At 57.8% G+C, this 24,269-nt stretch carries 31 protein-coding genes and 2 pseudogenes; 17 read left to right on the forward strand and 16 right to left on the reverse strand.

Annotated elements, in window-relative coordinates; translation table 11 throughout:
* The first annotated feature begins 11 nt into the window (after window positions 1–11).
* The 3 genes and pseudogenes from GOW98_RS10900 to GOW98_RS10905 form a co-directional block, all read left to right on the forward strand.
* Window positions 12–974: a pyridoxal-phosphate dependent enzyme gene (locus tag GOW98_RS10900; RefSeq protein WP_170331984.1), complete on the forward strand. Its 963-nt coding sequence runs from the start codon at window positions 12–14 to the stop codon at window positions 972–974.
* A pseudogene (locus GOW98_RS25735) lies at window positions 938–1,090 on the forward strand (DSD1 family PLP-dependent enzyme); the annotation flags it as partial. The gene GOW98_RS10900 and the pseudogene GOW98_RS25735, both read left to right, overlap by 37 nt.
* Window positions 1,089–1,841, forward strand: a pseudogene (locus tag GOW98_RS10905) (ornithine cyclodeaminase family protein); the annotation flags it as partial. The pseudogenes GOW98_RS25735 and GOW98_RS10905, both read left to right, overlap by 2 nt.
* 55 nt (window positions 1,842–1,896) lie before the next feature.
* Here the strand turns inward: GOW98_RS10905 and GOW98_RS10910 are convergent.
* Window positions 1,897–2,682, reverse strand: a complete 786-nt coding sequence (locus GOW98_RS10910) for an inositol monophosphatase family protein (RefSeq protein ID WP_170325875.1) — start codon at window positions 2,680–2,682, stop codon at window positions 1,897–1,899.
* 96 nt (window positions 2,683–2,778) lie between these two features.
* Window positions 2,779–3,684, reverse strand: a complete 906-nt coding sequence (locus GOW98_RS10915; RefSeq protein ID WP_170331986.1) for a LysR family transcriptional regulator — start codon at window positions 3,682–3,684, stop codon at window positions 2,779–2,781.
* Window positions 3,685–3,777: 93 nt separating this feature from the next.
* Here GOW98_RS10915 and metF point away from each other — a divergent pair, with 93 nt between their 5' ends.
* Both metF and GOW98_RS10925 read left to right on the forward strand, forming a co-directional pair.
* Window positions 3,778–4,644: a methylenetetrahydrofolate reductase [NAD(P)H] gene (gene metF, locus GOW98_RS10920; RefSeq protein WP_170331854.1), complete on the forward strand. Its 867-nt coding sequence runs from the start codon at window positions 3,778–3,780 to the stop codon at window positions 4,642–4,644.
* 215 nt (window positions 4,645–4,859) lie between these two features.
* Complete coding sequence (locus GOW98_RS10925; protein WP_170331856.1) at window positions 4,860–5,513, forward strand: J domain-containing protein; 654 nt, start codon at window positions 4,860–4,862, stop codon at window positions 5,511–5,513.
* A 53-nt stretch (window positions 5,514–5,566) separates the two neighbouring features.
* Here the strand turns inward: GOW98_RS10925 and GOW98_RS10930 are convergent, their stop codons facing one another.
* The gene (locus tag GOW98_RS10930) at window positions 5,567–6,085 is read right to left on the reverse strand and encodes a YHS domain-containing (seleno)protein (protein WP_170331858.1); all 519 of its coding nucleotides are present in this window, start codon (window positions 6,083–6,085) and stop codon (window positions 5,567–5,569) included.
* A gap of 230 nt (window positions 6,086–6,315) precedes the next feature.
* Here GOW98_RS10930 and yghU point away from each other — a divergent pair, with 230 nt between their 5' ends.
* Window positions 6,316–7,194, forward strand: a complete 879-nt coding sequence (gene yghU, locus GOW98_RS10935; protein ID WP_170331860.1) for a glutathione-dependent disulfide-bond oxidoreductase — start codon at window positions 6,316–6,318, stop codon at window positions 7,192–7,194.
* A gap of 40 nt (window positions 7,195–7,234) precedes the next feature.
* On the opposite strand, the gene GOW98_RS10940 is transcribed toward yghU, so the two are convergent.
* A complete protein-coding gene (locus GOW98_RS10940) occupies window positions 7,235–8,023 on the reverse strand; it encodes an SseB family protein (protein WP_170331862.1) in 789 nt (262 codons plus the stop codon).
* Window positions 8,016–8,603 (reverse strand): uracil-DNA glycosylase family protein, encoded by a 588-nt coding sequence (locus GOW98_RS10945; RefSeq protein WP_170331864.1) that lies wholly within the window; start codon window positions 8,601–8,603, stop codon window positions 8,016–8,018. Before GOW98_RS10945 ends, GOW98_RS10940 begins: the two co-directional genes overlap by 8 nt.
* Before the next feature lie 228 nt (window positions 8,604–8,831).
* Between GOW98_RS10945 and GOW98_RS10950 the strand changes: the two genes are divergently transcribed.
* Genes GOW98_RS10950 through GOW98_RS10965 form a run of 4 tightly spaced genes read left to right on the forward strand, consistent with a single transcriptional unit; the run spans window position 8,832 to window position 13,393 of the window.
* The gene (locus GOW98_RS10950) at window positions 8,832–9,491 is read left to right on the forward strand and encodes an ABC transporter ATP-binding protein (protein ID WP_170331866.1); all 660 of its coding nucleotides are present in this window, start codon (window positions 8,832–8,834) and stop codon (window positions 9,489–9,491) included.
* On the forward strand, window positions 9,469–11,043 hold the full coding sequence (locus tag GOW98_RS10955; protein WP_170331868.1) for a capsule biosynthesis protein: 1,575 nt from the start codon (window positions 9,469–9,471) through the stop codon (window positions 11,041–11,043). Before GOW98_RS10950 ends, GOW98_RS10955 begins: the two co-directional genes overlap by 23 nt.
* A gap of 5 nt (window positions 11,044–11,048) precedes the next feature.
* On the forward strand, window positions 11,049–11,882 hold the full coding sequence (gene kdsA / locus GOW98_RS10960; protein ID WP_170331871.1) for a 3-deoxy-8-phosphooctulonate synthase: 834 nt from the start codon (window positions 11,049–11,051) through the stop codon (window positions 11,880–11,882).
* 14 nt (window positions 11,883–11,896) lie between these two features.
* Window positions 11,897–13,393 carry a phosphomannomutase/phosphoglucomutase gene (locus GOW98_RS10965; RefSeq protein WP_170331872.1) on the forward strand — a complete coding sequence of 499 codons (1,497 nt, stop codon included), beginning with the start codon at window positions 11,897–11,899 and terminating at the stop codon, window positions 13,391–13,393.
* Between the two features lie 33 nt (window positions 13,394–13,426).
* Here GOW98_RS10965 and GOW98_RS10970 read toward each other — a convergent pair whose 3' ends face one another.
* Window positions 13,427–15,382 (reverse strand): AsmA family protein, encoded by a 1,956-nt coding sequence (locus tag GOW98_RS10970; protein WP_170331874.1) that lies wholly within the window; start codon window positions 15,380–15,382, stop codon window positions 13,427–13,429.
* Between the two features lie 96 nt (window positions 15,383–15,478).
* On the opposite strand from GOW98_RS10970, the gene rimO reads away from it, so the two are divergent.
* Both rimO and GOW98_RS10980 read left to right on the forward strand, forming a co-directional pair.
* Window positions 15,479–16,867, forward strand: a complete 1,389-nt coding sequence (rimO, locus tag GOW98_RS10975; RefSeq protein WP_170331876.1) for a 30S ribosomal protein S12 methylthiotransferase RimO — start codon at window positions 15,479–15,481, stop codon at window positions 16,865–16,867.
* A 100-nt stretch (window positions 16,868–16,967) separates the two neighbouring features.
* Window positions 16,968–17,363 (forward strand): hypothetical protein, encoded by a 396-nt coding sequence (locus GOW98_RS10980; RefSeq protein WP_170331878.1) that lies wholly within the window; start codon window positions 16,968–16,970, stop codon window positions 17,361–17,363.
* Between the two features lie 14 nt (window positions 17,364–17,377).
* On the opposite strand, the gene GOW98_RS10985 is transcribed toward GOW98_RS10980, so the two are convergent.
* Window positions 17,378–17,734 carry a diacylglycerol kinase gene (locus GOW98_RS10985; protein WP_170331880.1) on the reverse strand — a complete coding sequence of 119 codons (357 nt, stop codon included), beginning with the start codon at window positions 17,732–17,734 and terminating at the stop codon, window positions 17,378–17,380.
* Between the two features lie 130 nt (window positions 17,735–17,864).
* Window positions 17,865–18,053: a hypothetical protein gene (locus GOW98_RS10990; protein WP_170331882.1), complete on the reverse strand. Its 189-nt coding sequence runs from the start codon at window positions 18,051–18,053 to the stop codon at window positions 17,865–17,867.
* Window positions 18,054–18,282: 229 nt separating this feature from the next.
* Between GOW98_RS10990 and GOW98_RS10995 the strand changes: the two genes are divergently transcribed.
* Window positions 18,283–18,525, forward strand: a complete 243-nt coding sequence (locus tag GOW98_RS10995) for a CDGSH iron-sulfur domain-containing protein (protein WP_170331884.1) — start codon at window positions 18,283–18,285, stop codon at window positions 18,523–18,525.
* Here GOW98_RS10995 and GOW98_RS11000 read toward each other — a convergent pair whose 3' ends face one another.
* The 5 genes from GOW98_RS11000 to GOW98_RS11015 form a co-directional block, all read right to left on the reverse strand.
* Entirely contained in the window at window positions 18,526–18,786 is a 261-nt protein-coding gene (locus GOW98_RS11000; protein ID WP_170331886.1) for a DUF6455 family protein, read from the reverse strand.
* The gene (locus GOW98_RS11005) at window positions 18,783–19,055 is read right to left on the reverse strand and encodes a DUF6455 family protein (protein WP_170331888.1); all 273 of its coding nucleotides are present in this window, start codon (window positions 19,053–19,055) and stop codon (window positions 18,783–18,785) included. Before GOW98_RS11005 ends, GOW98_RS11000 begins: the two co-directional genes overlap by 4 nt.
* Before the next feature lie 15 nt (window positions 19,056–19,070).
* Window positions 19,071–19,322, reverse strand: coding sequence for a DUF6455 family protein (locus GOW98_RS25740; protein WP_302479265.1), 252 nt, complete (start codon window positions 19,320–19,322; stop codon window positions 19,071–19,073).
* Window positions 19,323–19,391: 69 nt separating this feature from the next.
* On the reverse strand, window positions 19,392–19,760 hold the full coding sequence (locus GOW98_RS11010) for a YigZ family protein (RefSeq protein ID WP_170331890.1): 369 nt from the start codon (window positions 19,758–19,760) through the stop codon (window positions 19,392–19,394).
* Window positions 19,757–20,464 carry a M48 family metalloprotease gene (locus GOW98_RS11015; protein WP_170331891.1) on the reverse strand — a complete coding sequence of 236 codons (708 nt, stop codon included), beginning with the start codon at window positions 20,462–20,464 and terminating at the stop codon, window positions 19,757–19,759. Before GOW98_RS11015 ends, GOW98_RS11010 begins: the two co-directional genes overlap by 4 nt.
* 121 nt (window positions 20,465–20,585) lie before the next feature.
* Here GOW98_RS11015 and GOW98_RS11020 point away from each other — a divergent pair, with 121 nt between their 5' ends.
* A complete protein-coding gene (locus tag GOW98_RS11020; protein ID WP_170331988.1) occupies window positions 20,586–20,834 on the forward strand; it encodes a hypothetical protein in 249 nt (82 codons plus the stop codon).
* On the opposite strand, the gene GOW98_RS11025 is transcribed toward GOW98_RS11020, so the two are convergent.
* Window positions 20,822–21,097, reverse strand: a complete 276-nt coding sequence (locus GOW98_RS11025; protein WP_170331894.1) for a DUF167 domain-containing protein — start codon at window positions 21,095–21,097, stop codon at window positions 20,822–20,824. The two genes, GOW98_RS11020 and GOW98_RS11025, sit on opposite strands and share 13 nt — an antisense overlap.
* A 137-nt stretch (window positions 21,098–21,234) precedes the next feature.
* Between GOW98_RS11025 and GOW98_RS11030 the strand changes: the two genes are divergently transcribed.
* Window positions 21,235–21,813: a nitroreductase family protein gene (locus tag GOW98_RS11030; RefSeq protein WP_170331896.1), complete on the forward strand. Its 579-nt coding sequence runs from the start codon at window positions 21,235–21,237 to the stop codon at window positions 21,811–21,813.
* Complete coding sequence (locus GOW98_RS11035; protein WP_170331898.1) at window positions 21,813–22,508, forward strand: EI24 domain-containing protein; 696 nt, start codon at window positions 21,813–21,815, stop codon at window positions 22,506–22,508. The genes GOW98_RS11030 and GOW98_RS11035 overlap by 1 nt, the downstream gene beginning before the upstream one ends.
* A gap of 3 nt (window positions 22,509–22,511) precedes the next feature.
* On the opposite strand, the gene GOW98_RS11040 is transcribed toward GOW98_RS11035, so the two are convergent.
* Window positions 22,512–22,787, reverse strand: coding sequence for a DUF1467 family protein (locus tag GOW98_RS11040; protein WP_170331899.1), 276 nt, complete (start codon window positions 22,785–22,787; stop codon window positions 22,512–22,514).
* A gap of 16 nt (window positions 22,788–22,803) precedes the next feature.
* Window positions 22,804–23,208: a methylmalonyl-CoA epimerase gene (gene mce, locus GOW98_RS11045; protein WP_170325901.1), complete on the reverse strand. Its 405-nt coding sequence runs from the start codon at window positions 23,206–23,208 to the stop codon at window positions 22,804–22,806.
* 134 nt (window positions 23,209–23,342) lie between these two features.
* On the opposite strand from mce, the gene GOW98_RS11050 reads away from it, so the two are divergent.
* Complete coding sequence (locus GOW98_RS11050; protein ID WP_170331901.1) at window positions 23,343–24,059, forward strand: response regulator; 717 nt, start codon at window positions 23,343–23,345, stop codon at window positions 24,057–24,059.
* Window positions 24,060–24,269 lie beyond the last annotated feature (210 nt).

Genomic DNA, 24,269 nt, shown 5'->3' on the forward strand with positions numbered 1-24,269 from the left:
CGTTGGACGACATGATCACAACCGATTGCCTGACCCTTGCCGACATACGCGAGGCAAATGAACGGATCAAACCGCATATCAACCGCGCCTCGGTGCTGCGGTCCGATTATCCGGATGACCTCACCAGCGCGCAGCTGTTTTTCAAATGCGAGAACTTTCAGGAGGCCGGAGCCTTCAAGGTGCGCGGAGCCTGCAACGCGGTCTTTGGCCCGAATGATAAGGCCGCTGAACGCGGTGTTTGCACACATTCCTCGGGCAACCACGCGCTCAACCTGTCTTATGCCGCCGGTCGCCGGGGCATCCCTTGCAACGTGGTGATGCCACGCACGGCTCCACAGGCAAAAAAAGATGCAGTGCAGCGCTATGGCGGGATTATCACCGAAGGCGAGCGCTCGACCACCTCGCGCGAGGCGGTGTTTGCCGAGGTTCAGGCCGGCACGGGTGGTGAGTTCGTACACCCCTACAACGACCCGCGCGTGATTGCGGGGCAGGCGACCTGCTCGGCAGAGCTGTTGGAACAGACCGATGGTCTTGACGCGGTGGTCGCCCCCATCGGCGGCGGCGGCATGATCTCGGGCACTTGCCTGACTCTGTTGAATCTGGCGCCTGAGGTGAAAATCTATGCCGCCGAACCGGAACAGGCCGACGATGCCTTTCGCAGCTTCAAGGCCGGTCATATCATCGCCGATGACGCGCCGGTTACCCTCGCCGACGGTCTGAAAGTGCCGCTGAAAGAAAACACCTGGCACTTCGTGTCGAACTTCGTGAACGACATCCACACCGCCAGCGAAGACGAAATCATCGCCGCGATGAAGACCATCTGGAAACACCTGCGCATCGTGATGGAGCCCAGCAGCGCGGTACCGCTGGCGACCATCCTGAAGCACCCCGAGGTGTTCAAAGGCAAATGCGTCGGCGTGATCATCACCGGCGGCAATGTGGATCTGGACAAACTACCCGGGACCCGGGGTTGAAGTTATCCGGCATTCAGGCCTATCAGGACGCGATGCACAACATGGATCTGTACGAGGATCGCAAGGCCAAAATCGACGTCGCAGTGGCGCAGGTCAAAGACGCAGTGGACGGGCTGGCCCAGCAACATGGACAAGGGCCTGACTAATCACCAGTCCACCGTCTTCCTTTTCGATCCTGATACCGGACGGCTGTCGGCGCTGGTCGGTGGCAATTACCTGACCGCAGTACGCACGGCTGCGTCCTCGACGGTGTCTATCGCCCATCTGGCCCGCAAAGACGCCAAGATTCTGGGCATGGTCGGCGCGGGCCATCAATCCACTTTCCAACTGCGCGCTGCCGCCGAGCAGCGCGACTTTGAAAAGGTGGTCGCCTGGAACCCCCGCCCCGAGATGCTGCCCGGTCTGGGCGAAGTCGCCGATGAGACCAGTTTGGATTTTGATGCGGTCAGCCAAGAAGAAATGGGCGCGCAGGCGGACGTGATCATCACCATCACCTCGGCCTTTGAGCCGCTGCTGATGAAAGACTGGATCAAACCCGGCACTCATCTGGCCTGCATGAGCACTGACACCAAGGGCAAGCAAGAGGTCGATGCCGCATCGGTGGCGCAAGCGACAGTCTTCACCGATGAGGTCGCGCAGTCCATCTCCCTCGGCGAGGCGCAGCATGCAGTTGCAGATCGTACGCTGACCACAGAACAGATCACCCCCATCGGCGCCGTGATCAACGGCGACCATCCTGGACGGATATCAGACGAAGAACTCACCCTCTTCGATGGAACGGGCGTTGGTCTGAAAGACCTTGCCGTTGCATCGGTCGCCATGCGTTTAGCGGATGAGGCGGGTCTGGCCCAGCGCGCCCCCCTTTAAAACGAAAAAGTGCGCCTCGGACGGGGCGCGCTTATTCAACAGATATGTCGGGTGATTAACCTCGGATCACCTTGGCGAATTGGTCAAAGATCGGCTCGTTCGAACAGATCACCTCACCATCCTCCAGCACACTGCCTTCGGGGTTCAGGGCCTGTACGAAGCCACCAGCCTCTTTCACGATGATGATCCCGGCGGCCACATCCCAGGCGTTCAAACGACGTTCCCAGAACCCTTCGTAACGACCAGCAGCCACATAAGCCATGTCCAGCGCTGCAGCGCCCCAGCGGCGCACACCGGCGCAGGCAGGCATCAGGCGGGCCAGATCCTGCAGCGTTGCCGGCAGATCGGAACGACCACCAAAGGGCAGTCCAGTGGAAAAGATCGACTCGATCATGCGATGACGGCCTGAGACGCGGATACGGGTGTCGTTCATCCACGCGCCCTCGCCTTTTTCGGCAAAGAACATCTCGTCCTTGGCGGCGTCATAAATCACACCAGCGACAATCTTGCCCTTGTGCTCCAGCGCGATCGAGATCGCCCAATGCGGCAGGCCGTGCAGGAAGTTGGTGGTGCCGTCGAGCGGGTCTACGATCCAGCGGCGGGTTGGGTCCTCGCCGGCGATCGAGCCGCCTTCTTCGGCCAGCCAGCCATAGGTCGGACGCGCGCCCAGCAACTCCTCTTTCAGGATTTCCTCGGCAGCGATATCGGCCTTGGAGACAAAGTCGCCCGCGCCTTTCATCGACACCTGAAGGTTCTCGACTTCACGAAAATCCTTGACCAAAGAACGCCCCGCCTTGCGCGCGGCTTTGATCATGATGTTGAGGTTTGCACTGCCAACCATTGTCCAAAGGCTCCTGTCCGGTCAAACCGCGCGTATACTGGGGCATTGCGCCCTTGCCAAGAGGAATGATGCGCATAGCGGACCCGCATTCTGCGCCTATTGCGTTTGCAGCTTGCGCGCCTCTGTTCCGGCCAGTTCGATCAATTCCTGCACAAATGGTTTTTCAAGGTCTTCGGTACGGACGGCAGCGTAAAGCCTGCGGGTGATCCCGTCCTTAGTCAACGGGCGGGTGACATAATCAGAATTGTATTTCACCTCACGCACAACCCAGTCTGGCAGCACTGAAACGCCTCGGTTCGACGCGACCAGCAGCAGGATCACCGCAGTCAGTTCGACCTGCCGGATTGCAGCCGGTTCAACCCGCGCGGGGATCAGCAACTGGCTGAAGATATCCAGACGGGTGCGTTCGACCGGATATGTGATCAGGGTCTGGCCCCGGAAATCCTCGGCCTCGATGTATTCCTTCTGTGCAAGCGGGTGCGATGATGCGGCCACGAAAACCGCGTCATAGTCGAAAAGTTCAATGAACTCGACGCCCGGCAGGTCCTCGGGGTCGGATGAGACGACCAGATCGACCTCTTCCTTCTGCAGGGCGGGCAAAGCGTCGAACGCCAGACCCGGACGGATATCGACATCCACATCACCCCAGGACTTGCGGAACGATTCCAGCACAGGGAACAGCCATTCGAAACAGGCGTGGCATTCGATGGCGATATGCATCCGTCCGGTGCGCCCGTCGCGCAGGGATGAAAACTCCTGCTGGGTCGCCTCGACCTGTGGCAGGATTTGTTCGGCCAGCCGCAAAAGGCGCAGTCCCGCCGCCGACAGCTTCATCGGCTTGGACCGGCGCAGGAACAGCTCAACCCCGGCTTGATCCTCCAACCCCTTGATCTGATGGCTTAACGCCGATTGGGTGATGTTCAGCTGGTCCGCCGCACGGGCTAGCCCGCCGCATTCGTGAATGGCCTTGATCGTGCGCAGGTGTCGGAATTCGATATGCATTTCAATGAGACTCATGTTGTTCTTGAGTAATATGAGTTTGTCTCACAATGCATAAAATGACACAAGAGCACAGGTTAGACCTGTGAGGCTGCTATGACGACACCAGAAATTTCATTCGAGTTCTTCCCACCACAATCGCTCGCGGCCTCATTTCGCCTTTGGGACACAGTACAAACGCTTGCTCCGCTGGAGCCCCGCTTTGTATCGGTCACCTATGGTGCCGGAGGCACCACGCGCGAGTTGACTCGTGATGCCGTGTCTACCCTACACAACTCTTCCGGCCTGTCAGTGGCCGCCCATCTGACCTGTGTAAATGCCTCGCGGCAGGAGACACTTGAGATTGCAGACGGTTTCGCCAAAGCCGGAGTTAAAGACATTGTCGCTCTGCGTGGTGATCCGCCAAAAGGCCAGGATCAATTCGTACCTCACCCCGACGGGTTTGCAAATTCGGTCGAATTGATTGAGGCACTGGCCAGTACCGGAAAGTTTGGCATCCGCGTCGGCGCTTATCCTGACAAGCATCCTGAGGCGCAGGATTTCGCGGCGGATATCGACTGGCTCAAGGCAAAGCTGGATGCTGGTGCCGACGAAGCCCTAACTCAGTTTTTCTTCGAGGCCGAAACGTTTTTCAGATTCCGCGATGCCTGTGCCAAGGCCGGAATCGATAAACCCATCGTGCCCGGCATCCTGCCAATCGAGAATTGGAAGGGAGCGCGCAACTTTGCACGCCGGTGCGGAACGCATATCCCGGTATGGGTTGAGAACGCATTTGAAAAAGCGGTTCGCGATGATCGTGAGGATTTGCTAGCCACCGCTTTGTGCACCGAACTGTGTTCGGATCTGATCGACGGTGGCGTGGACAAGCTTCATTTCTACACGCTGAATCGGCCGGAATTGACGCGCGATGTATGTTTTGCATTGGGCATTACACCCAAGGCCGAATTGCAAAACGTCGCCTGAATTTTCCTACGTGTTGTCTTCACCTGGAACCTGCTCAGGCTCTGTGTTTCTTTGTTGCGATGCAGGGCGCGCAACAGCTGCATTTTAAGAGTGAACAATAGGTCCCTCCCGCGCGAACTGTCTTAAGGGCTGCTATAAATTTCCGCTAAAATTTGACAAAATTATCAACCCCTTCAGACTGGGATCGTTGTGTTTGTTTAAAGAGTGAAGTGGGTATGGAGCCTGTCGACAAAATAAATGCGCGCGCCGATGCGCTGGCGGCTCTGGGCCTGGATCAGACCGCAGAATCCGATGATATCCGGGATGCCTGGCGTCACATCGCCTTTCGTGCCCATCCGGACCATAGAAACGGCGATTGCGCCCATTTCACCCGGGCCAAAGAGGCTTATGATTTTTTGCGTAGCGAAGGGCTGACAGTCAAAGGACGAGCCACCGGCACGCCTCGGCGACCTCAGCTGCGCAAACGTGTGATTGAACTGGAAAGTACAGACATCGATGCTTGTCGCATGTTGCTGAACACGGCTTTGACACATAGCCCGGATGGTGACGACACAAGCGCAGACCCACACTTCACAGCGGAGGCGGACCACATCCCCGAAGCTGTCGGCTTCTATGGGCGGCATCTGACATATTTCGTCTCTACCCCCGTACAGGAAGGGGCCAACCGCGTGGCATTGCCGACCTCATTTCTGGCTTCGGCGCGGCGCTTGGAAACAGAATTGCTGAGCTTTCAGTCCAAAGACACCGGAGCGGGTGAGGTTGTGGTTCCGGAAACGATCACGACACGCAAGTTTCCCGGTGCCAAAAGCGTGCGGATCAAATTTGATGCCGATCAGCAGGTGCGGGACGATTTCTGGCTGGCAGGCTAACATTGAAAAACCCGGCCTGATATTGGCCGGGTTCGTTCTTGGTGAGTGGTAGTTTAGTTCGCAACCGGGCCTTCCGAGGTAAATTTCGGAATAACGCTGTTAGACGCAGCATCGGCTTCGATACCCGGCCAGTTGCCTTCGGCCAGATTGATGTTGCCCGGGACGTCCTCTTCCCAGAAACCGACGACCACATCTGTAATGTTCAGGTAGAGTTTGTCGTCGACGATCCGCCACAGGTTCGGGTTCGCCGGAACCTTGCCGCCGCGCGACACACCATAAGCACAATGCCCGTCATAGGCCGGAGCGTAGTAGGCCGGGTTCTCAAGGAACTTGTCGCGGTTTTCTTCGGTCGAGAACGCCCAGGTCGCACCGTTATATTCTGCAGTGATACCGGCGTTGCCGCGCACAGCTTCTGGCTGGGACTGCCCAACCGCCACCTGATCCAGGCTGCGATAGGCAACAACGTCATAACCTGACACGGCAAACCCGGTGCCGTCTACATATTGATCACCGGCAAAAGCGGGAACGGCAAGGGTCAGAGCAGTCGCAAAAGTCAGGGCAAAGCGTTTCATATGTTTGTTCCTTTTGTCCTTTGGATTTGGCGTTGCTGAGAGAATAGGTATTTTCGCCCCGTTGGGCAGTACCGCTCGCGCCGCTGTGAGGTTGGATGAAGAAACGTGAGAGGTTCGACCCCGTTTGTTACAAAACTGCTTTGACTTCCGGGGTTGGACTCGGGGCTTTGCAACATTAGCTGTGGAAGCGGACGGACAATTCACCAGAACTTTGCTGAGAAAGACAACAGATGACCGAGCAATCCCCATACACGCCCCCCAAAGTCTGGACATGGGACAGCGAAAGCGGCGGCCAGTTCGCCAATATCAACCGCCCCATCTCTGGCGCCACCCATGACAAGGACCTGCCGGTCGGCAAACACCCGCTGCAACTTTATTCGCTGGCAACCCCCAACGGCGTCAAAGTGACTGTGATGCTGGAAGAACTGTTGGCACTGGGTCACGAAGAGGCGGAGTACAACGCCTGGCTGATCAATATCGGCGAAGGCGACCAGTTCAGTTCGGGCTTTGTCGAGGCGAACCCGAACTCAAAAATCCCAGCGCTTTGGGATCGGTCGGGTGATAAGCCCGTGCGCGTGTTCGAAAGCGCCTCGATCCTGTTCCATCTGGCCGAGAAGTTCGATGCCTTCCTGCCAAAATCCGGCCCTGAGCGGACCGAAGTGATGAGTTGGGTGTTCTGGCAGATGGGCAGCGCGCCCTATCTGGGTGGTGGCTTTGGTCATTTCTACGCTTACGCGCCTGAGAAATGGGAATACCCGATCAACCGCTTTGCCATGGAAACCAAGCGCCAACTGGACGTTCTGGATCGCCAACTGGCCGAGAACACCTATATCGCAGGTGAAGACTATACCATCGCCGACATGGCGATCTGGCCCTGGTACGGTCAGCTGGTTCTTGGCCGTCTCTACAGCGCGGCAGAGTTCCTGGATGTCGAATCCTATGAAAACGTGATGCGGTGGGCGAAGGCGATTGACGCACGCCCCGCCGTTCAGCGCGGTCGCATGGTCAACCGCGCGTTTGGTGAGCCGCACACTCAACTGCACGAGCGCCACGACGCCAACGACTTTGAAACCCGCACGCAGGACAAGCTGGAAGCCGCAGCGGAATAACAACGCACGGCCCCGCGACCTGACGGTTCGCGGGGTCTGCTTATTTCAGAACCGGCGGCTTGTTCGGGTCACTGCCCGGGGTGATATGTTGAACGACCCTTTGTTCGGGCTGCGGCAAGTCGAATTTCAGACCAACACGCGCCAATGCGGCTGCGGCGTGGTCGTGCGGGCCAAAGAACCCGACATCCATCGCCCCGGCCTCGATTCCGGAGAAGGTCAGCGCCTCGGAAGCCGCTTTGGCCAGTGCAGGCTCCGCCCCCTCAACCGCGCCGACAAAGCCCAGAAGATGCCCCGCGCCTCCATCCTCTGACTTGGTGCCAACCAGATACGCGGCCTCGGCCAAGCCAACGGCTGTGGCCAGCTTCGCGTCCAGCGCCTTCAGCAAGTCATCCGGCAAACCGGTCGGAGGCAGAAACTCGGCCAGACGCTGCTGCACCTCTTCCGGTGCATGTTCCAGCGTTTCGGCCAGCCAGCCCAGCGCTTCGGCCGGGATAAGCATCGAGGACGGCGCGACCTCAAGGTTCAGCCCAAGACCGATCCCTTGCCCTGCCAGCATCCCGGACAGCACCCGCCCCGAAAGCGCCACATAGGGCACCGGGCGTTCGGCGAAGCGGGCCAGCCGGTCCTCGCGGTCGAAAGCCAGAACGAACCGGCCGTCGGCGACGTCGAACAGCTCGGGTGTAATGTTTTCATCCTGTGCTTCTTCAGCCAACAACAGAAACAGCTCGCTGTCGGCGAGCCGTTCAAAGAACCGAAGCCGCGCCGCATCGTCCTGCGGGTTGGCCTCCATCGCGGCGTGGGCGGCATCAAGGGCGGTTGTGTCAGTCATTCAGAACCTCTTGCACCCGCGCGCGCAGAACCGGCAGCAGCTCGGCCTCGAACCACGGGTTTTTCTTCAACCATGCCGTATTGCGCCAGGACGGATGAGGCAAGGGAAAGACCTGCGGCGCATGGTCTTGCCAGCGGCGCACGGTGTTCGTGACCGAACCGCGCGCGTCAAGGTGGTACTTATGCGCGTGTCCGCCAACCAGAACGGTCAGTGGCACCCGCCCTAGTTCGTTCATCACCCCGTCGTGCCATGTCTGTCCACAGACCGGCGGAGGCGGCAGATCGGCTTTGCGTGCGTCATACCCCGGAAAGCAGAACGCCATCGGCACGATTGACACGCGGGCGCGATCGTAGAACACGGTTTCATCGATCCCCAGCCAGTCGCGCAAGCGGTCGCCCGACGGATCAGTGAACGGACGGCCCGAGGCATGGACCCGCGCGCCCGGCGCCTGCCCCGCGACCAGCAATGGCGTACCCCGCCGAAACCAGACCACCGGGCGCGGGTCATGCGCGGTGTGCGTGGCACGAAATCTGTCCGCGCAGATGCGGCAGGCTTCAATCTCTTTCTGCAGCGAATTCATCAGATCGCAAGAATTCCTGAACCAAACTGGTTGACGGTCGACATGAAAGATAGTCAACGCGCATCGCGGGGCCAACCGATGGATAAGTCACAATACCGAAGGGCGGCGTTCGCGCACATTGAACATTTGTTTCATAATTCGACATAATGTAGCCAATATGGATCGGTAAATTCTCCGTTCCTTCACCGGCGCGACCGGTGCAACAAACACAAAAACCACAGGCCCTGAATGCTTGAGTTCGAGAATGTCAGTAAGTCCTTCTGGACCGGGACGCGCCGCAAGGTGATCCTGGACCGGGTCTCGTTCCGAGTCGAGCTTGGCCGGTCCATCGGCATTCTGGCCCCCAATGGAACCGGCAAGACCACGTTGATCAACATGATGGCCGGGCTGGAAAAACCTGACGAAGGCGTAATCCGCAAAACCTGCCGGGTCTCGTTCCCGTTGGGGTTTTCGGGCGGCGTGGCAAAACGGCTATCCGCCTTGGAAAACGCCCGCTATATCGCAAAAATCTATGGTATGGATCCGGACTATGTCGAGGCGTATTGCAGCTGGCTTTGCGGTCTGGGCGAGTATTTCGATCAGCCGTTGGGAACCTATTCATCCGGCATGCGGGCACGCTTTACCTTTGCCCTGATGTTGGCGCTGGAATTCGACATGTATCTGATTGATGAAGGGATGCCAGCAACAACGGATGTAGAGTTCAACCGAAAAGCGGGCGATATCCTGAGAGAGCGGTTGCGCACGACGACTCTGGTGATCGTGTCCCACAGCCCCGACACTCTGGAGAAATTTGCACAGCAGGCCGCCGTTCTTCTGGACGGTCAGTTGTACATGTTCGAAACCTTGGAAGAGGCAAAACAGTTATATGACTACCAAACCCAAGGCTAAAAAGTATCGCTGGCGACGCGACCGTCAGGGTTCGGGTTCTGCGGACGCACGGGCCGATGCGATTTCGCGCATCAGAAAGGCGACACAACCGTCCGAAGCTGCAAATACCGCCCAGCCTGCGACCGATATCGATGCAATCAAACGCGAAGGCCTGACAGGGCGGCAGTTGCGTGTTGCACGGCGTTTGGCACAGAAAAACGGTTTGGCGGCGACGTCGGACTACGATGCCGTGCGCTTGCTGCGTCAAAAGGGCATAGACCCGTTTGAACGGGCAAACTTGTTGGACCTTGCAGCCGAAAAGAAAGGCTCGGAAGAACAGGCAAAGGACAAAATCACCATCCAGCTGCCGCAGACGGTCAAGGAAACGCCCCAGACCCTGCCGGGACCCGAATTGAGCCCCGCGGAACGACGCAATCTGGAAATCGGCGAGATCCAAAAGGACATCGCGCGCCGCCGCAGACGCAAGCTGTTTGCACTGTTCGCACGACTAGCGGTATTTGTACTGATACCAACTGTGATCGTCGGCTATTATTTCTATCGGGTCGCAACGCCAATGTACGCAAGCGACTCTGCCTTTTCGATTCTACAGGCGGACGGCGGTGGAGCCTCCTTTGGCGGATTTCTGGCGGGCACCCAATACGCCACCGCGCAGGATTCGGTCGCTACGCAGGAATTTCTGGAGTCAAAAGACGCTCTGGTTCGACTTGAGAATGACACCGACTTCTCTGCGATCTTCAAACAAGATTGGATAGACCCGATCCAACGCCTGCCGCAGGACGCAACGCTTGAGGATACTTACAAACTATACAAGCGAATGATTACCATTGGATATGATCCCAGCGACGGCATCATTCGCATGGAGGTTGCGGCCCCCAGTCCTGAAATCTCAGTCGAGCTGTCGACACTTCTGCTGTCCTATGCCGAGGAAACCATCAACGGCTTGACGGAACTGAAGCGTGAAGACCAAATGCGCGATGCGCGGGCCGGGTTTGAATTGGCTCAGGAAGAACGTCGGAAAGCGCAGGAGGAACTGATCGAGCTGCAGTTGCAAGGCGCCGTTCTGGACCCGGAAAATGTCCTGGCTGGCCTGCGGGCACGAATCAACGCAATCGAAATCGAGCTGCAAGAGAAGGAACTGCAGTTGGCCGCCCTTTTGGACAACCTGCGCCCCAACCAAGCCAAAGTAGAAGGCGTGCGCGCAGATATACAAAGACTCGAAGCCGTGCTGGCAGAACTGAACGCCGAAATGCTGGATGCGTCGGCGGGCGAGAACTCGCTGGCGCGGTTGAGCGTACGCATTCAGATGGCCCAAGCCGACCTCGTCGCACGCGATATGATGCTGCAAACCGCCATGGAACAGATGGAAACTACGCGGACCGAAGCAAACCGCAAAGTGCGCTATCTGACCGTTTCGGTAAACCCGGTCGCCAGCCAGGAACCCAGTTACCCGCGTAAGTTCGAAAATACGATTTTGGCTTTCCTGTTGTTTGCTGGTATCTACCTGATGATCTCGCTGACTGCGTCAGTCCTTCGTGAACAGGTATCCTCGTAAGACACATGAAACATGTAAAAATCTCCGATCTCACGGTCGGCAATGATCTGCCCCTGACGATCATCGCCGGTCCCTGCCAGCTTGAAACTGCCGATCATGCTCGGATGATTGCAGGCAAAATGAAAGAGGCCTGCGATGCCGCCGGAGCGCAGTATGTCTTCAAGGCCTCTTACGACAAGGCAAACCGGACGTCTCTGTCTGGTGTAAGGGGCATGGGTATAGATGCCGGGCTGAAGGTTCTGGAAGACATCCGCACGTCGATGGGAATTCCGGTTCTGACCGACGTTCATACCGAGTCCCAATGCGCCATCGCGGCCGAGGCCGTGGATATCCTGCAGATTCCAGCCTTTCTTTGCCGTCAGACCGACATGTTGTTGGCCGCCGGTGCGACCGGAAAAGCTGTGAACGTCAAGAAAGGTCAATTCCTAGCGCCTTGGGAAATGGGTAACATCGTTGACAAGATCGAAAGTACTGGAAACCAGAACATCCTTCTGACCGAGCGCGGAACATCTTTTGGATACAACACGCTTGTGGCCGATATGCGTGGCTTGCCGCAAATGGCAAAAACGGGATACCCGGTCGTGATGGACGCAACGCATTCGGTGCAGCAACCGGGCGGCAAAGGCGGATCCTCTGGCGGGCAGCGGGAATTTGCTCCGGTCATGGCACGCGCAGCGGTGTCGTTGGGTGTGGGAGCAGTGTTCATTGAAACCCACCAGGACCCAGACAATGCGCCATCTGACGGCCCAAACATGATCTATCTGGATCAGATGCCCCAACTTATTGACACATTGATGCGCTTTGATGCGCTGGCCAAAGCCAACCCAATTCAAATTTAAGCAAGAGCGATAGTATGACCAAACCCATCCCCGAGGTGACACCGAACACCTGGAGCTTTCTGCGCGACCCCATGATCAAACCCACCGGGTTTCGCGAGTACGACGCCCGCTGGAAATACCCCGAAGAGATCAACCTGCCCGGTATGACGGCCTTGGGTCTGGGGCTGGGGACCCAGATGCACAAACGCGGTATTGAACCGGTGATCGCAGTCGGCAACGACTATCGCGACTATTCTTTGGCGATCAAGAACGCGCTTATCCTTGGCCTGATGCAGGCGGGTATTCAGGTCAAGGATATCGGCCCAGCGCTCAGCCCGATGGCCTATTTCGCCCAGTTCCATCTGGATGTACCAGCGGTGGCCATGGTCACAGCGAGCCACAACCCGAACGGCTGGACGGGCGTGAAGATGGGCTTTGAGCGCCCGCTGACCCATGGTCCGGACGAAATGTCGGAACTGCGCGACATCGTTTTGAACGGCGAAGGTGTTCCGCACGAGGGCGGATCGTACGAATTCGTTGAAGGCGTGAAAGAGGCTTACATCGACGATCTGGTCGGGGATTTCAAAATGTCCCGTCCGCTCAAGGTCGTCTGCGCAACAGGCAACGGCACCGCGTCGACCTTTGCACCCGAGATTTTCGAACGCATGGGCGTTGAAGTGGTGCCCAGCCACAACCGGCTTGATTACACCTTCCCAAACTACAACCCCAACCCCGAAGCCATGGAGATGCTGCATGACATGGCCGACACCGTGAAATCCAGCGGTGCCGATCTGGCGCTTGGGTTTGATGGCGACGGCGACCGGTGCGGCGTTGTGGATGACGAGGGTGAAGAGATTTTCGCTGATAAGGTCGGCGTGATCATGGCCCGTGATCTGGCTAAGTTATATCCCAATGCGACCTTCGTGGCCGACGTCAAATCTACTGGTCTGTTCGCCAGCGATCCCGAATTGCAAGCCCACGGTGTCAAGGCGGATTACTGGAAAACCGGCCACAGCCACATGAAGCGCCGGGTCAAAGAGATTGATGCTCTGGCTGGGTTCGAAAAATCAGGTCATTACTTTCTGGCTGAACCAATCGGGCGCGGCTATGACTGCGGCATGCGGGTGGCAGTAGAGATCTGCAAGCTGATGGATCGCAACCCTGACAAGAGCATGTCGGACCTGCGCAAGGCGTTGCCAAAGACCTGGTCGACCCCGACCATGTCACCCTATGCCGCAGACACCGAGAAGTACGACATTCTCAAGCGTCTGGTGGACAAGCTGGTCGCCAAAGCCGACGCGCGCGAAGCGTTTGCAGGCCGCGCGATCAAGGAAGTGGTCACCGTCAACGGCGCGCGCGTCATTCTGGACAACGGCAGCTGGGGTTTGGTGCGTGCGTCCTCGAACACGCCGAACTTGGTTGTGGTATGCGAAAGCAGCGACAGCGAAGACGAAATGCGCGCCATCTTCGCCGATATCGACGCCGTGATCCGGACCGAGCCCGACGTCGGCGACTACGATCAAACCATCTGATCCATGATTGGGGCGCCTTGAGCGCCCCACCCTTCAATTTCCGCCCAACAGTTTAAGAAGGCCTTTCTTGGCTTCTTCTTCCAGCTTGTTCTTCAGGGCGTCCTCAGCGCTTTCGGTGTCGGTCACAACGGTGCCAAGTTCATCGCTTACTTTGTCCAAAACCTTTTGCTTGGCATCATCTTCAATATCCTTGAGCTGCCCTTCAGCTGCGGCTTCGATCACCTTGGAAAGATCGGGTTTTATGGACGGATCGCTCCACGGGCCAATGACCCGCACCGGAACAGACAGGCCCTGACCAGAATTTGCCCTGAGCGCGGTAGGTGTGAACAGATAGTCAATCGTCTGCGCGCCGATATTCACCTTGCCTTTGCCGTCGGCGCGGTAGTTGTCCAGAGACATAAGCAGGTCTTTGTTCCTCAGAACACCCTGATCAATGGTGAAGCTGGCCGTCAGACTATTGAACACTGTCGTCCCACCAGTCCCTTTGCCGCGCCCCATCAGGCGATCCAGATCAAAGCCCGATATGACGCCCTGCCCCACATCTAGGCTGCCCTTGCCACTTAGGGACCGCATGATCTGATCCTCGGTCTGACCAACGCCCAGAAACTCAAACTCACCCGAAGCAGCACCCGTCAGACGGTTGATTTCGGCCACGGCGGACAGGGCTTGCCGCAGGTCGATGCCATTTGCGTTCAGCTTACCACCGACGGACAGGCCGTTTCTGTTATTGGCAACAACCTGTCCGTTGATCTGGCCTGTGAACAGTGTAGCCGGGTTCATCCGCAAAACGGCGCGGGACCGGTCAAGGCTAAGCGTCAGGTCGCTTGGGCCGAAGGTCAGCTCTGGCACAGCGATTGACGAGGCTGTTAGACGTATCTCGCCGTTTGCCAGCGCCAAGGCTGAGGCGTCGATAGGATCGGTTGACCATCCGCTGTCTTGCGTCGATGCAGTGCCGGACCCGCCCCCTGTCGGTGCGGGCGTGTCGTTGTAGCGCGACAGATCGATATCGCCGCCCTTTAGCCGCGCAGTGATTTTGGGCGGGTCAGATATCTCGATATCCGCCTCTCCGGTGAAACGGTTGTGATCCAGCTTCGCATCCATATTGCGCAGCGACACACGACCGTCACTCGTATAGGTCATATGGCCCGAGACATCGGCCGCACGGCCAAGCCCCAGCGGCACCCCGACCCCAGCCTGCCCAAATGCGGCCAGCATCTTTTCTGTATTTTTTGTCTTAACCTCCAGATTGCCGTCCATTTCACCAGCCAGATTAACGCGGCCATCAAACCCGAACTCTCCTCCGGGCGCGGTCAGGGCCAGTTGCAGCGGCGCAACTGCGCCCGAAGCATAAGCAGGCAAGTCCAGTATCTTGAGATCCACATTGACCTTCCCCCCCGGGGCGGCCATCCGGGCCTCCATAATCATCGGGGCGGTAGGGGCGGGCCAACTGGCGGAAAGATCAACATCCGAAAAATCGAAAGTCGTCGTTCCGTTTTCAATATAGATCAGCCGCGCGTTGGTAAGCTCCAGCCGGTCCAGCGTTACCACGCCTTGCTGCGATGCCTCTGACGACGCACTGCTGCTGCCAGAGGTTGGCTCGGGGCTTGCTGCACCCATCTCCCAGTTGCCAAGCCCATCTGACAATTCGAGCCGAAGTACCGGCTGGTCTGCAATAACACGTCGGATTCGAAAATCACCGTTGAGCAGCGCAGCGGCGTCTACCCCAACGGCCAAACTGTCGGCACTCAGCATAGGTTCAGACCCCGCCCAAGGCGCATTACCAAAGGTAACCGGTCCTGTTTCCATCCCCAAAACCGGCCAGAAAGACAGGTTCACATCACCTGTCAGTTTCAATTCTCGCCCGGTCGCGCTTTTGACCTGCTCTGCCAGAATCGCCGCCAGCTTATCGCCCGGCATCAGCAACAACGCGCCGATAACCAATCCGATTGCGACCACAAATAGAAAGACTATGCGCAACAGCCACTTCATTTTTCTGCTCTCCGCTTATTGGGCATGCGTTGAAAAGATCATTCAAAGCCTAGCCGCCATTTGCAAGGGGAAGCGTTCCCCACTATATGCCGCGCCATGAGCACGAACCCGCCAAACCTCCGCCCCGACCTAGCGCCCGCCGCCCGGATCACCGATACGCCGCGTTTGAACCAGCCCACTATTGGGATGGTGTCATTGGGCTGCCCGAAGGCTTTGGTGGACAGTGAGCGGATCCTGACCCGCCTGCGGGCCGAAGGGTACGGCATTTCACCGGACTATTCCGGGGCCGATGCCGTTATTGTGAACACCTGCGGGTTCCTCGACAGCGCCAAGGCGGAATCTCTGGATGCCATTGGAGAAGCTCTGGTGGAAAACGGCAAGGTTATCGTTACCGGCTGTCTGGGGGCGGAACCGGACTATATCCGGGAACACCACCCGCGCATCATGGCCGTTACCGGCCCGCACCAGTACGAACAGGTTCTGGATGCGGTGCACACAGCCGTTCCGCCCGACCCGGACCCGTTCGTGGACCTGCTGCCAGCGGCGAGCGTTCAACTCACCCCGCGCCACTACAGTTACCTCAAGATTTCCGAGGGCTGTAACCACAAGTGCAAGTTCTGCATCATCCCTGACATGCGCGGCAAACTGGCCAGCCGTCCAGCCCATGCGGTCTTGCGTGAGGCCGAAAAGCTGGCCGACAATGGTGTGCGTGAACTGCTGGTGATCTCGCAGGACACCTCAGCCTATGGGCTGGATCGCAAATACGATATGAACCCGTGGAAAGACCGCGAGGTCCGCAGCCACATCACCGATCTGGCGCGCGAGTTAGGGCAACTGGATGCTTGGGTGCGGCTGCACTACGTATATCCCTACCCGCATGTGCGTGACCTGATTCCGTTGATGGCGGATGCTGGTTGCAACGTGCTGCCATATCTGGACATTCCCTTCCAACACGCCCACCCGGACGTTCTGAAACGCATGGCCCGCCCTGCCGCGGCCGCCAAAACGCTGGATGAAATCGCCGCGTGGCGGGCGACTTGCCCCGATATAATCCTGCGGTCCACTTTCATCGTCGGTTACCCCGGAGAGACCGAGGCTGAATTCCAGACCCTGCTGGACTGGATGGATGAAGCGCAACTGGATCGCGTGGGATGTTTTCAATACGAGAACGTGGACGGCGCGCGGTCGAACGACCTGCCCGATCACGTCCCGGCCGAGGTTAAGCAAGACCGTTGGGAACGGTTCATGGAAAAGGCGCAGGCGATCTCCGAGGCCAAGCTGGCCGCAAAGGTCGGCCAGACGATCGACGTGATCGTGGACGAGGTCGATGACGAGGCCGCCACCTGCCGCACCAAGGCGGACGCCCCCGAGATCGACGGCAACCTGTTCATCGACGAAGGCCATGAATCCCTCAAACCCGGCGACATCGTTTCCGTCGAGGTCGACGAGGCCGGCGAATACGATCTGTGGGGCAAACTCGTCTAAACGCAGTCGACTCGGCAAAGCGTGAGCCGAGTTTATTAGCCTTTCTCTATCGATTCGTGGATGATGGCAGGACATTCCGCCCTGTGTGAAGGAGGGTCCAATGTCCTGTGTACGCCTCTTTGGCCTGAAGTTCTTAACGCTGCTCCTGGCTGTGCAGCTTTACGCTGCACCTGCTGTCGCAGACAGTTTTCGCTCTGGTGGGTTCATAACCATCGACTCCAAATCGGTGAGCCTTCATTTGCGAAGCAAGCACCACGTGCACCGTTATTATGGCGCACCCATTATTTATCACCGCAAGACCAAACCAAGTGCGTACCATCACAAAGAGAAATCAAAGGTTTATTATCAAAAAACAAAGCCCAAAGCGTACTATAACAAACGCAAAAAACAGCGTCGCAGTTCGGTGAGAGCTTTCCCTAATAGGCTCGCTTCGCCCTACCATATTCCGCAGACCTACGGCATTTCGCAGCGGGGTTTTCGCCACAGCAGGTACTGAAGCCGTGACGCGCCTTAGAACAGGCTGACAAGTCCAATAATCCAGGCCACTCCTGCGGCCACAGCCGTCAAGGCAACTGCTGCACTGGCTGCGTCTTTGGCCTGACCCGCCAGTTCATTGTGATCAGTTGAGGTGTGATCAACAGCGCGCTCAATTGCTGTGTTGAACAGTTCAGCCACCAAAACAAGCAGCCCCAATACCAATATCAAAGCGCGAATTTCATCGCTTAGTGGTAACCCAAAGGCCAGAGCCGCAGACAAAAGGTTCGCCCAGACCCACGAACGGAATGAATATTCCGAACACCACGTGGCGGCTAAACCTTGCCAACTCCAACGTGTGCGATCTTTGAGGCGGGTAAAAAAGTATCTCATCTGTCCTCGATTTTCAGTGGCTGAAACTGAAACCGGAAATATGTCCGGCAGACAAGAAAAAACCGCCCCTTGGGCGGCTCGTCACAGAAGATATGCGGGCGGTTTTGAGGAAAAACCGCCCGCGGAATTCTTACTGAGCGACCGGGTTACATACGGTCTGACCGGCTTCGGTTGTGGCCAGTTCGGTACCTGCCGGGCAGCTCGGCGTGCCGTACTTGTCATATTCAGGCGTGATGTAAACTGGTGCGGGCTCTTCCTGCTGCGAGCAAGCAGCCAGAACAAAGGCAAATGCACCAACGGCAGCAAATTTGATTTTCATGTCCGTCATTCCTTTATTAATTTCCTGATATTGCCCAACAATCCGGGGCCGGTGTCAGGATACGACCAAGATTGCATTATTGCAACGAATTCAATCACAGGATTGTGAGTAATGGCGAATATATGCTGGTAACCCCCTATGAAACTGAAAGTTTCTGACCAAACGCTACCGTTTTCCCGGCATCGCTCTACACTACGTGAAGGACATCAGCCTAAGACGGAGTAGCCACATGTCAGACAGCCCCAGCATTGCGCAAAAAGAACCGTACCCGGTCGAGGTGGTCGAGGGAAAAAGCTATTTCTGGTGTGCTTGCGGTCAGTCCAAGCGGCAACCTTTTTGCGACGGGTCTCACAAGGGCACCGGGTTCGAGCCGGTCAAATACACCGCAGAAAGCAACAAGAAGGTCTTTTTCTGTGGGTGCAAACACAGCACAAAGCCGCCGCTTTGTGATGGATCTCACTCCAAGCTCTGATCAGGTTTTCAGCGCGTTCATCTGATCTGCGTTAGCGCAGAATTCCGGGGCCGCATCGGCCTCGGACTGTTGTTCAGCCAGCCAGACTGAACACTGGTCGCTGCAGTTCGATGCCCGGCAGCGGGTCACCATTTCGGCATAGCGGTCCGGTGTTAACCGACCGTCGGCCATTGCCTCGGTCAACGAGATTTTCATACATCGCGCCACAGATCGGGTGAGCCAAAAGTGCTTCTCTACCTCTCCCAAAACACAACGTGTCATACGCTTTCCTGCTCTAGCGTTGATTTCAGGGCAGCAAACCGTTGCTGATTTCTACAGGTATGCGGAGCGCCGACCACAGTTTCATGTTTATCCAGCCAGTCCGGGCACTTGTTGGCCCAGCTGCAGCCCCGGCAGTATTGAATCATCTCAGCCCAGTCCTGCTGGGTCAGGTGCCCTTTTTGATGCGCCTTTACCATATCCGTTCCGGTCGCCCGCCCCATACGCAGGACAAGACGCAAATGGGTCATGATCTCTCCGAGTTGCGACATCGAACTCTCCGATCGTTATGGTATCAATTTGTTGAGTAATTCCTGATTCCGGCAATACTCAGGCGTTCGGGCCGCAGAGGTGGATTGTTCCAAAAACTGCTGGCAATGGCCTGGGTTGGGACAGTCCGTGCAGCTCAATACAGCATCAGACAACTGATCGACCGATACGTCACCGCCGATCGCTGCCTCTTGCAGGTCCACCCCCAATTTGGAGGCCATCCGGTCCACCAGACCGGCATGAAGTTTCAGAGCTTCTCGGTTGGGCATCGAAGTTCCTTTCCTGTCACGCGTCCGGAACAGGATAGCTCAGCACTCGATTTGAGCCTTTGACTCAGGTCAAGGCCCCTTTCCGATGTGGTCCAGATAGGCCCGGGTGGCATCCTGCACCCGGCGAAAGCGGTCCCCACCCAGCTTTTTGCCGCCGTACCAACGGGTGACGATGACTACGTGATTTTCCATCCCGGCGCGTTCCAGCATGCGCAGGATAACCATGCCCGCGCCACTTTCGCCGTCATCCGCCTTGAGCGCTCCGGTGAGCAAAACAGCCGCCCAGGTGTTGTGCGTGGCCTTGGCATAAGCCTTGTCCGTCTTGAGGTCCTGCAGCACGGCGTCCACATCCGCTCGTGTACTGACAGCCGCGCCCGAGACGGCGTATTTCGAGCCTCGGTCCGTCAGGATCACACCCAGCCGTATCAGAGCGGTCATTGTGTGAGACCCAGTTGCCTTGCCGTATCCTGAACAATCTGAACCCGGTCCGCATTCGGAGGATGAGTTCCTAAAAACTGGTCCCCGGGATCAGGAAGACGATCAAAGTACTTTGCCCCGATCAGTGGGTTGTACCCCGCATTGTAGGTGATGATCGTCCCCAGTTGGTCCGCCTCCAGTTCAAACGCCTTTACATTTACCTGCACGCCTACCTCGGCCCCAAGTTTCTGTGTGCGTTCAAGGTCTTTCCCATTCTCACCGTACAGTTCGCCCAGGTCGTTAAAGATTGCTGCACTTTCCCGCGCGTTTTGAGACTGTCGGTCGATATGCCCCAACACATGATGTGCCGCTTCATGTCCCATAACAAATGCCAGTTCATCGGCGTTCTTCGCCGACTGGATCATTGAGCGGGTAAAAATGATCACGGGCTGATCCTTGTTGTCCCGAGTCTGAAACGCGTTTGCCGGGGCACGAGGGTTCAGATCTACCAGAATCGTAAAGTCACAATTGCGGACCCGCCCCTGACGCAAACATTCGGCGCGGGCCTCTTTGCCAACTTTGCGGCTGATCTGCTGAAAAGTTGCAGCGTCGACCCGGAACTCCCCCGAATCCTGCGACCATTCCGCCGCTGGTTGCACGCGCAAGACACCGGCGCTGCAGGCCGCCAGCACCAAAGGAAACAGCAAATAGGTCAGACGGCGCATTCATATTCCTTTGAAACGGCAATCCCGTTCGAAAACCTTAGCGTGCCCCGAGCGGGACTGCCACCACGGGATTGCAAGGGAACGGGTTGCAATGCCGACCAACGCCCTGCACTTTGGCTTCATGTTTTCGATTGAGCATGAATTCGACTCGACAGTCATTACTCTGGTGGACGAAGGCCCCAAGCCTTTGCAAGAGGATGTCGTCATCAACAGCTTCGCCGAATGTGTGACGCTTGAGCAATTTGATCCTCGTACGGACCAAGTTCAAAAGATAACCCTGTCGCCCGAACAGGTGCGCGATCTGGCCGCCGCGCTGGACTTGCCCGAGGGCGTGTATCAGATTCACGAAAGGCCGGATCAGGACGCATAAACAAACAGCTTGTCCCGCGCGGTCTGCCCTTGCTTCAGGGTCAGCTCGGACGGGGCAACACCCATTGCGACGGCCAATATCCGACGCACCGCGTCATTCGCTTTGCCGTTTTCGGGAGGAGCGGTCACGGTGATGCGGATCGTACCCTTGTCCAACGCAATGCTGTCCTTTGCCGCTTTGGGCGTCACCCGGACCGGAATCACCGCGCCGGGTATGGCATGGGCGCTTAAATCCGGCACATTACGCAGTTTAGGTTTCGCCATCTTCGTCCTCTTGCTTGCAAACACTCTTGCACGGGGGGCCGGGGAATGAAATTGATCCCGCATCTCCAGCTGTTTGCCCTTGAAACGCGCCAGAGGCTCAACCAGATACAGTCTGCCCATGTAAAGGAAGTTAACATATGTCCTTGAAAAATCCGGCCGCCCTGGAATTTCTGCAATCGCGCCGGTCGCGCCCCGCGAAGACACTGGTGGCTCCGGCACCCACGCGGGAAGAACTGCTGCCCTTGTTGACTGCTGCCGCCCGTAGCCCGGATCACGGCAAGCTGGAACCCTGGCGCTTTATCGTGCTTGAAAACGGGGCAATGGACCGCCTGTCGGAGCTGACGCAGGACTGCGGCACGCGGCTCGGCAAAGCCCCCGAGGACATCGCGAAGGCCCGTAGCCAGTTCGACATGGGCCATTTGGCCGTCGCGGTGATCGAGGTCCAGAAGCCGTCAGAAAAAGTCCCGGCCATCGAACAAACCTATTCCGCCGGTGCCGTATGTTTAGCCCTTCTGAACGCCGCACTGGCGGCCGGTTGGGGCGCGAACTGGCTGTCCGGTTGGCAAGTCCATGACCCCGAGTTCTGCCGTCAGGCCTTTGGGCTGCAGGATAACGAACGCGTCGCTGGTCTGATCCATATCGCCACGGAAGGCAAGGCCCCACCGGAACGTCCACGCCCCGACGTGGCAGCGCTGACCGAGTGGGTTTCGGAGTGATGATCCTCAACGCGTTCTTTGCAGCGCTTGGCCAGATCGGAGACCCCAGGTTCCGTGCCGTTCTGCTGCGCGGCGTGGGCTTGACGATTGTCCTACTAATCGCGGCCTGTGCCGGCGCTATCTGGTTGATCAACTGGCTATCCGGTGATGAGATCTCTCTGCCTTGGATCGGTGCCGTGCCGTGGCTGAACGATGTGTTGAACTATTCCGGCATCTTCGTGGTGCTGATCCTGCCAGTGTTCCTGATGATGCCCGTCGCCTCGGCCATCATCTCGATGTTTCTGGAAGAGGTCGCGCAGGCAGTCGAAGACAAGCACTATCCCTCCCTGCCCGCTGTACCCGGAATTCCATTCAGTGAAGGGATACGTGACGCGCTGAGTTTCATGGGCGTGCTGATCGTTGCGAACCTGTTGGCACTGATCCTCTATGCGATCTTCACGCCGCTGGCCCCTTTTATTTTCTGGGCAATGAACGGGTTCCTACTGGGGCGGGAGTATTTCACGCTAGCCGCCATGCGCCGCGTCGGGCGGGACGGCGCGCGCAAACTGCGCGCCAAGCATATGCCCACAATCTGGCTGGCTGGCACCCTGATGGCGATCCCGCTGTCGGTGCCTCTGGTGAATCTGGTGATCCCGATTCTTGGAGCCGCCACCTTCACCCATATCTACCACAAGCTGTCAGGGCCTAAGCCCTGACGCTTACTCGCGCGGTTCAAGCTGGTTCAACCAGTCGAAATCGCGCACCGAGATCACGCCCGAGATGATGATCCCCGCGATGATCGCCCAGAGCACCGCCGAAATCCCGGTGGTGATCCAGAGCTTTTTCTTCATGTGATGCACTTCCGGCGCGCCCGCATGGGTGCCCGGAACGATATCGCCCAGATCACCCTGCGTCTTGATACGGATCGGCAGCACGACCAACAGCGTCAGGAACCAGATGACGGCAAACAGGACCAGTGCAGCGGTGATCGTCATAACAGCCTCGCTTGGATCAGACCTGTTCCAACTCGACCAGGCAGCCGTTGAAATCTTTGGGGTGCAGGAACAGCACAGGCTTGCCATGCGCGCCAATCTTGGGCTCTCCCGACCCCAGAACGCGGGCACCGGTTTCCTTCAGGTGGTCGCGGGCGGCAATGATGTCATCGACCTCATAGCAGACGTGGTGAATGCCACCGGCCGGGTTTTTCTCCAGAAAGCCGTTGATCGGACTGTCATCGCCCAGCGGATACAGCAACTCGATCTTGGTGTTCGGCAGTTCGATGAACACCACGGTCACACCATGATCTGGTTCGTCCTGCGGCGCGCCGACCTTGGCACCCAGTGCGCTGCGATACTGCTCGGATGCGGCCTCAAGATCAGGCACGGCAATGGCGACATGGTTCAGACGACCAATCATAGAATTCTCCTCCGTTCTGCGTTGCAGCGGTTATGGGGGCTGTTTGGTCAAAGAACAAGTGCGCCAAATTGCCGTTAACGTCGTGTTAGCCAGAACTTCCTAGCGTGGGGCATCTGCTGATTAGGAGTTCTGTTATGGACGATTCGAGCCCCTTCGCCTCTCCCGCGCAGCCGACGGCCATGCGGCCTCTGCTGGGTCAAACCATTCTGGTTGTCGAAGACAGCCGCTTTGCCTGTGACGCGATCCGGCTGATGTGCCTGCACAGCGGCGCCCGCATCCGGCGCGCAGATTGCCTAACCTCGGCGCGGCGTCACCTGCAGATCTATCGCCCCTCGGTCATTCTGGTGGATATCGGCCTGCCGGATGGCTCTGGGGCCGAGTTGATCGCCGAACTGACCGAGGCCAGCCCGCGTATCGGTGCTATTCTGGGGATGTCCGGGGATGAGGATGCACAGGACTCGGCGCTACAGGCAGGGGCTGATGGTTTCTTGCACAAACCTCTGAAATCGCTTTCCTACTTTCAGAAGTTCATTCTGGAAAGCCTGCCCGAGGATCGCCGCCCCAACAGCCTGCACGCGGTGAAGGATGAGGTCATTCGCCCCGATCCGATGGCCTATCAGGACGACATGGCTCATATTGCGGACGTTCTGGCCGGGCCGAACGATCACCGCACATTGGACTATGCGGCGCAATTCCTGCGCGGCGTTGCCCGCGATGCCGAAGATACGATTCTGGCCGATGCGGCACAAAAGCTGGCGGAATCGCGTGCATGTGGCACGCCCGTCACCGCTCTGGCCGCGCAGGTTGCGGGTATCGTTCAGGCGCGGCTGGAACAGCGTGAGGCGATCTGAGATGGTGACGGCTTACTTTCTGACGGCCACGATCCTGAGCATCTGGGTCTATTTTCAAACCAGAACGACGGCGAGGAACATCCGGGACGCGCGTGACGCGCTTCCCTGCCCCGCATGTGCGGCGACAGAACGCAAACGCTCGCATGTCGTGCCGGCAATGCCTTTGAAACACCCCTTCCCAGAGAGTGATTCAAAAGAAAAGCCCGCCGC

This window comes from Ruegeria arenilitoris (genome assembly GCF_013032445.1).
GTDB classification, from domain to species: domain Bacteria; phylum Pseudomonadota; class Alphaproteobacteria; order Rhodobacterales; family Rhodobacteraceae; genus Ruegeria; species Ruegeria arenilitoris_F.

Coding starts and splice junctions, on each gene's coding strand:
- yghU (WP_170331860.1), top strand. CDS start 6,316: ATGACCGAGCAATCCCCATACACGCCCCCCAAAGTCTGGACATGGGAC.
- GOW98_RS11035 (WP_170331898.1), top strand. CDS start 21,813: ATGATCCTCAACGCGTTCTTTGCAGCGCTTGGCCAGATCGGAGACCCC.
- GOW98_RS11020 (WP_170331988.1), top strand. CDS start 20,586: ATGTTTTCGATTGAGCATGAATTCGACTCGACAGTCATTACTCTGGTG.
- kdsA (WP_170331871.1), top strand. CDS start 11,049: ATGAAACATGTAAAAATCTCCGATCTCACGGTCGGCAATGATCTGCCC.
- GOW98_RS10985 (WP_170331880.1), bottom strand. CDS start 17,734: ATGAGATACTTTTTTACCCGCCTCAAAGATCGCACACGTTGGAGTTGG.
- GOW98_RS11005 (WP_170331888.1), bottom strand. CDS start 19,055: ATGTCGCAACTCGGAGAGATCATGACCCATTTGCGTCTTGTCCTGCGT.
- GOW98_RS10925 (WP_170331856.1), top strand. CDS start 4,860: ATGGAGCCTGTCGACAAAATAAATGCGCGCGCCGATGCGCTGGCGGCT.
- GOW98_RS25740 (WP_302479265.1), bottom strand. CDS start 19,322: ATGCCCAACCGAGAAGCTCTGAAACTTCATGCCGGTCTGGTGGACCGG.
- GOW98_RS10930 (WP_170331858.1), bottom strand. CDS start 6,085: ATGAAACGCTTTGCCCTGACTTTTGCGACTGCTCTGACCCTTGCCGTT.
- GOW98_RS11000 (WP_170331886.1), bottom strand. CDS start 18,786: ATGACACGTTGTGTTTTGGGAGAGGTAGAGAAGCACTTTTGGCTCACC.
- GOW98_RS11015 (WP_170331891.1), bottom strand. CDS start 20,464: ATGCGCCGTCTGACCTATTTGCTGTTTCCTTTGGTGCTGGCGGCCTGC.
- GOW98_RS10955 (WP_170331868.1), top strand. CDS start 9,469: ATGACTACCAAACCCAAGGCTAAAAAGTATCGCTGGCGACGCGACCGT.
- GOW98_RS10995 (WP_170331884.1), top strand. CDS start 18,283: ATGTCAGACAGCCCCAGCATTGCGCAAAAAGAACCGTACCCGGTCGAG.
- mce (WP_170325901.1), bottom strand. CDS start 23,208: ATGATTGGTCGTCTGAACCATGTCGCCATTGCCGTGCCTGATCTTGAG.
- GOW98_RS10945 (WP_170331864.1), bottom strand. CDS start 8,603: ATGAATTCGCTGCAGAAAGAGATTGAAGCCTGCCGCATCTGCGCGGAC.
- GOW98_RS10900 (WP_170331984.1), top strand. CDS start 12: ATGATCACAACCGATTGCCTGACCCTTGCCGACATACGCGAGGCAAAT.
- GOW98_RS11025 (WP_170331894.1), bottom strand. CDS start 21,097: ATGGCGAAACCTAAACTGCGTAATGTGCCGGATTTAAGCGCCCATGCC.
- GOW98_RS11040 (WP_170331899.1), bottom strand. CDS start 22,787: ATGACGATCACCGCTGCACTGGTCCTGTTTGCCGTCATCTGGTTCCTG.
- GOW98_RS11030 (WP_170331896.1), top strand. CDS start 21,235: ATGTCCTTGAAAAATCCGGCCGCCCTGGAATTTCTGCAATCGCGCCGG.
- GOW98_RS10980 (WP_170331878.1), top strand. CDS start 16,968: ATGTCCTGTGTACGCCTCTTTGGCCTGAAGTTCTTAACGCTGCTCCTG.
- GOW98_RS10910 (WP_170325875.1), bottom strand. CDS start 2,682: ATGGTTGGCAGTGCAAACCTCAACATCATGATCAAAGCCGCGCGCAAG.
- GOW98_RS10970 (WP_170331874.1), bottom strand. CDS start 15,382: ATGAAGTGGCTGTTGCGCATAGTCTTTCTATTTGTGGTCGCAATCGGA.
- rimO (WP_170331876.1), top strand. CDS start 15,479: ATGAGCACGAACCCGCCAAACCTCCGCCCCGACCTAGCGCCCGCCGCC.
- metF (WP_170331854.1), top strand. CDS start 3,778: ATGACGACACCAGAAATTTCATTCGAGTTCTTCCCACCACAATCGCTC.
- GOW98_RS10990 (WP_170331882.1), bottom strand. CDS start 18,053: ATGAAAATCAAATTTGCTGCCGTTGGTGCATTTGCCTTTGTTCTGGCT.
- GOW98_RS11050 (WP_170331901.1), top strand. CDS start 23,343: ATGGACGATTCGAGCCCCTTCGCCTCTCCCGCGCAGCCGACGGCCATG.
- GOW98_RS10940 (WP_170331862.1), bottom strand. CDS start 8,023: ATGACTGACACAACCGCCCTTGATGCCGCCCACGCCGCGATGGAGGCC.
- GOW98_RS10915 (WP_170331986.1), bottom strand. CDS start 3,684: ATGCATATCGAATTCCGACACCTGCGCACGATCAAGGCCATTCACGAA.
- GOW98_RS11010 (WP_170331890.1), bottom strand. CDS start 19,760: ATGACCGCTCTGATACGGCTGGGTGTGATCCTGACGGACCGAGGCTCG.
- GOW98_RS10950 (WP_170331866.1), top strand. CDS start 8,832: ATGCTTGAGTTCGAGAATGTCAGTAAGTCCTTCTGGACCGGGACGCGC.
- GOW98_RS10965 (WP_170331872.1), top strand. CDS start 11,897: ATGACCAAACCCATCCCCGAGGTGACACCGAACACCTGGAGCTTTCTG.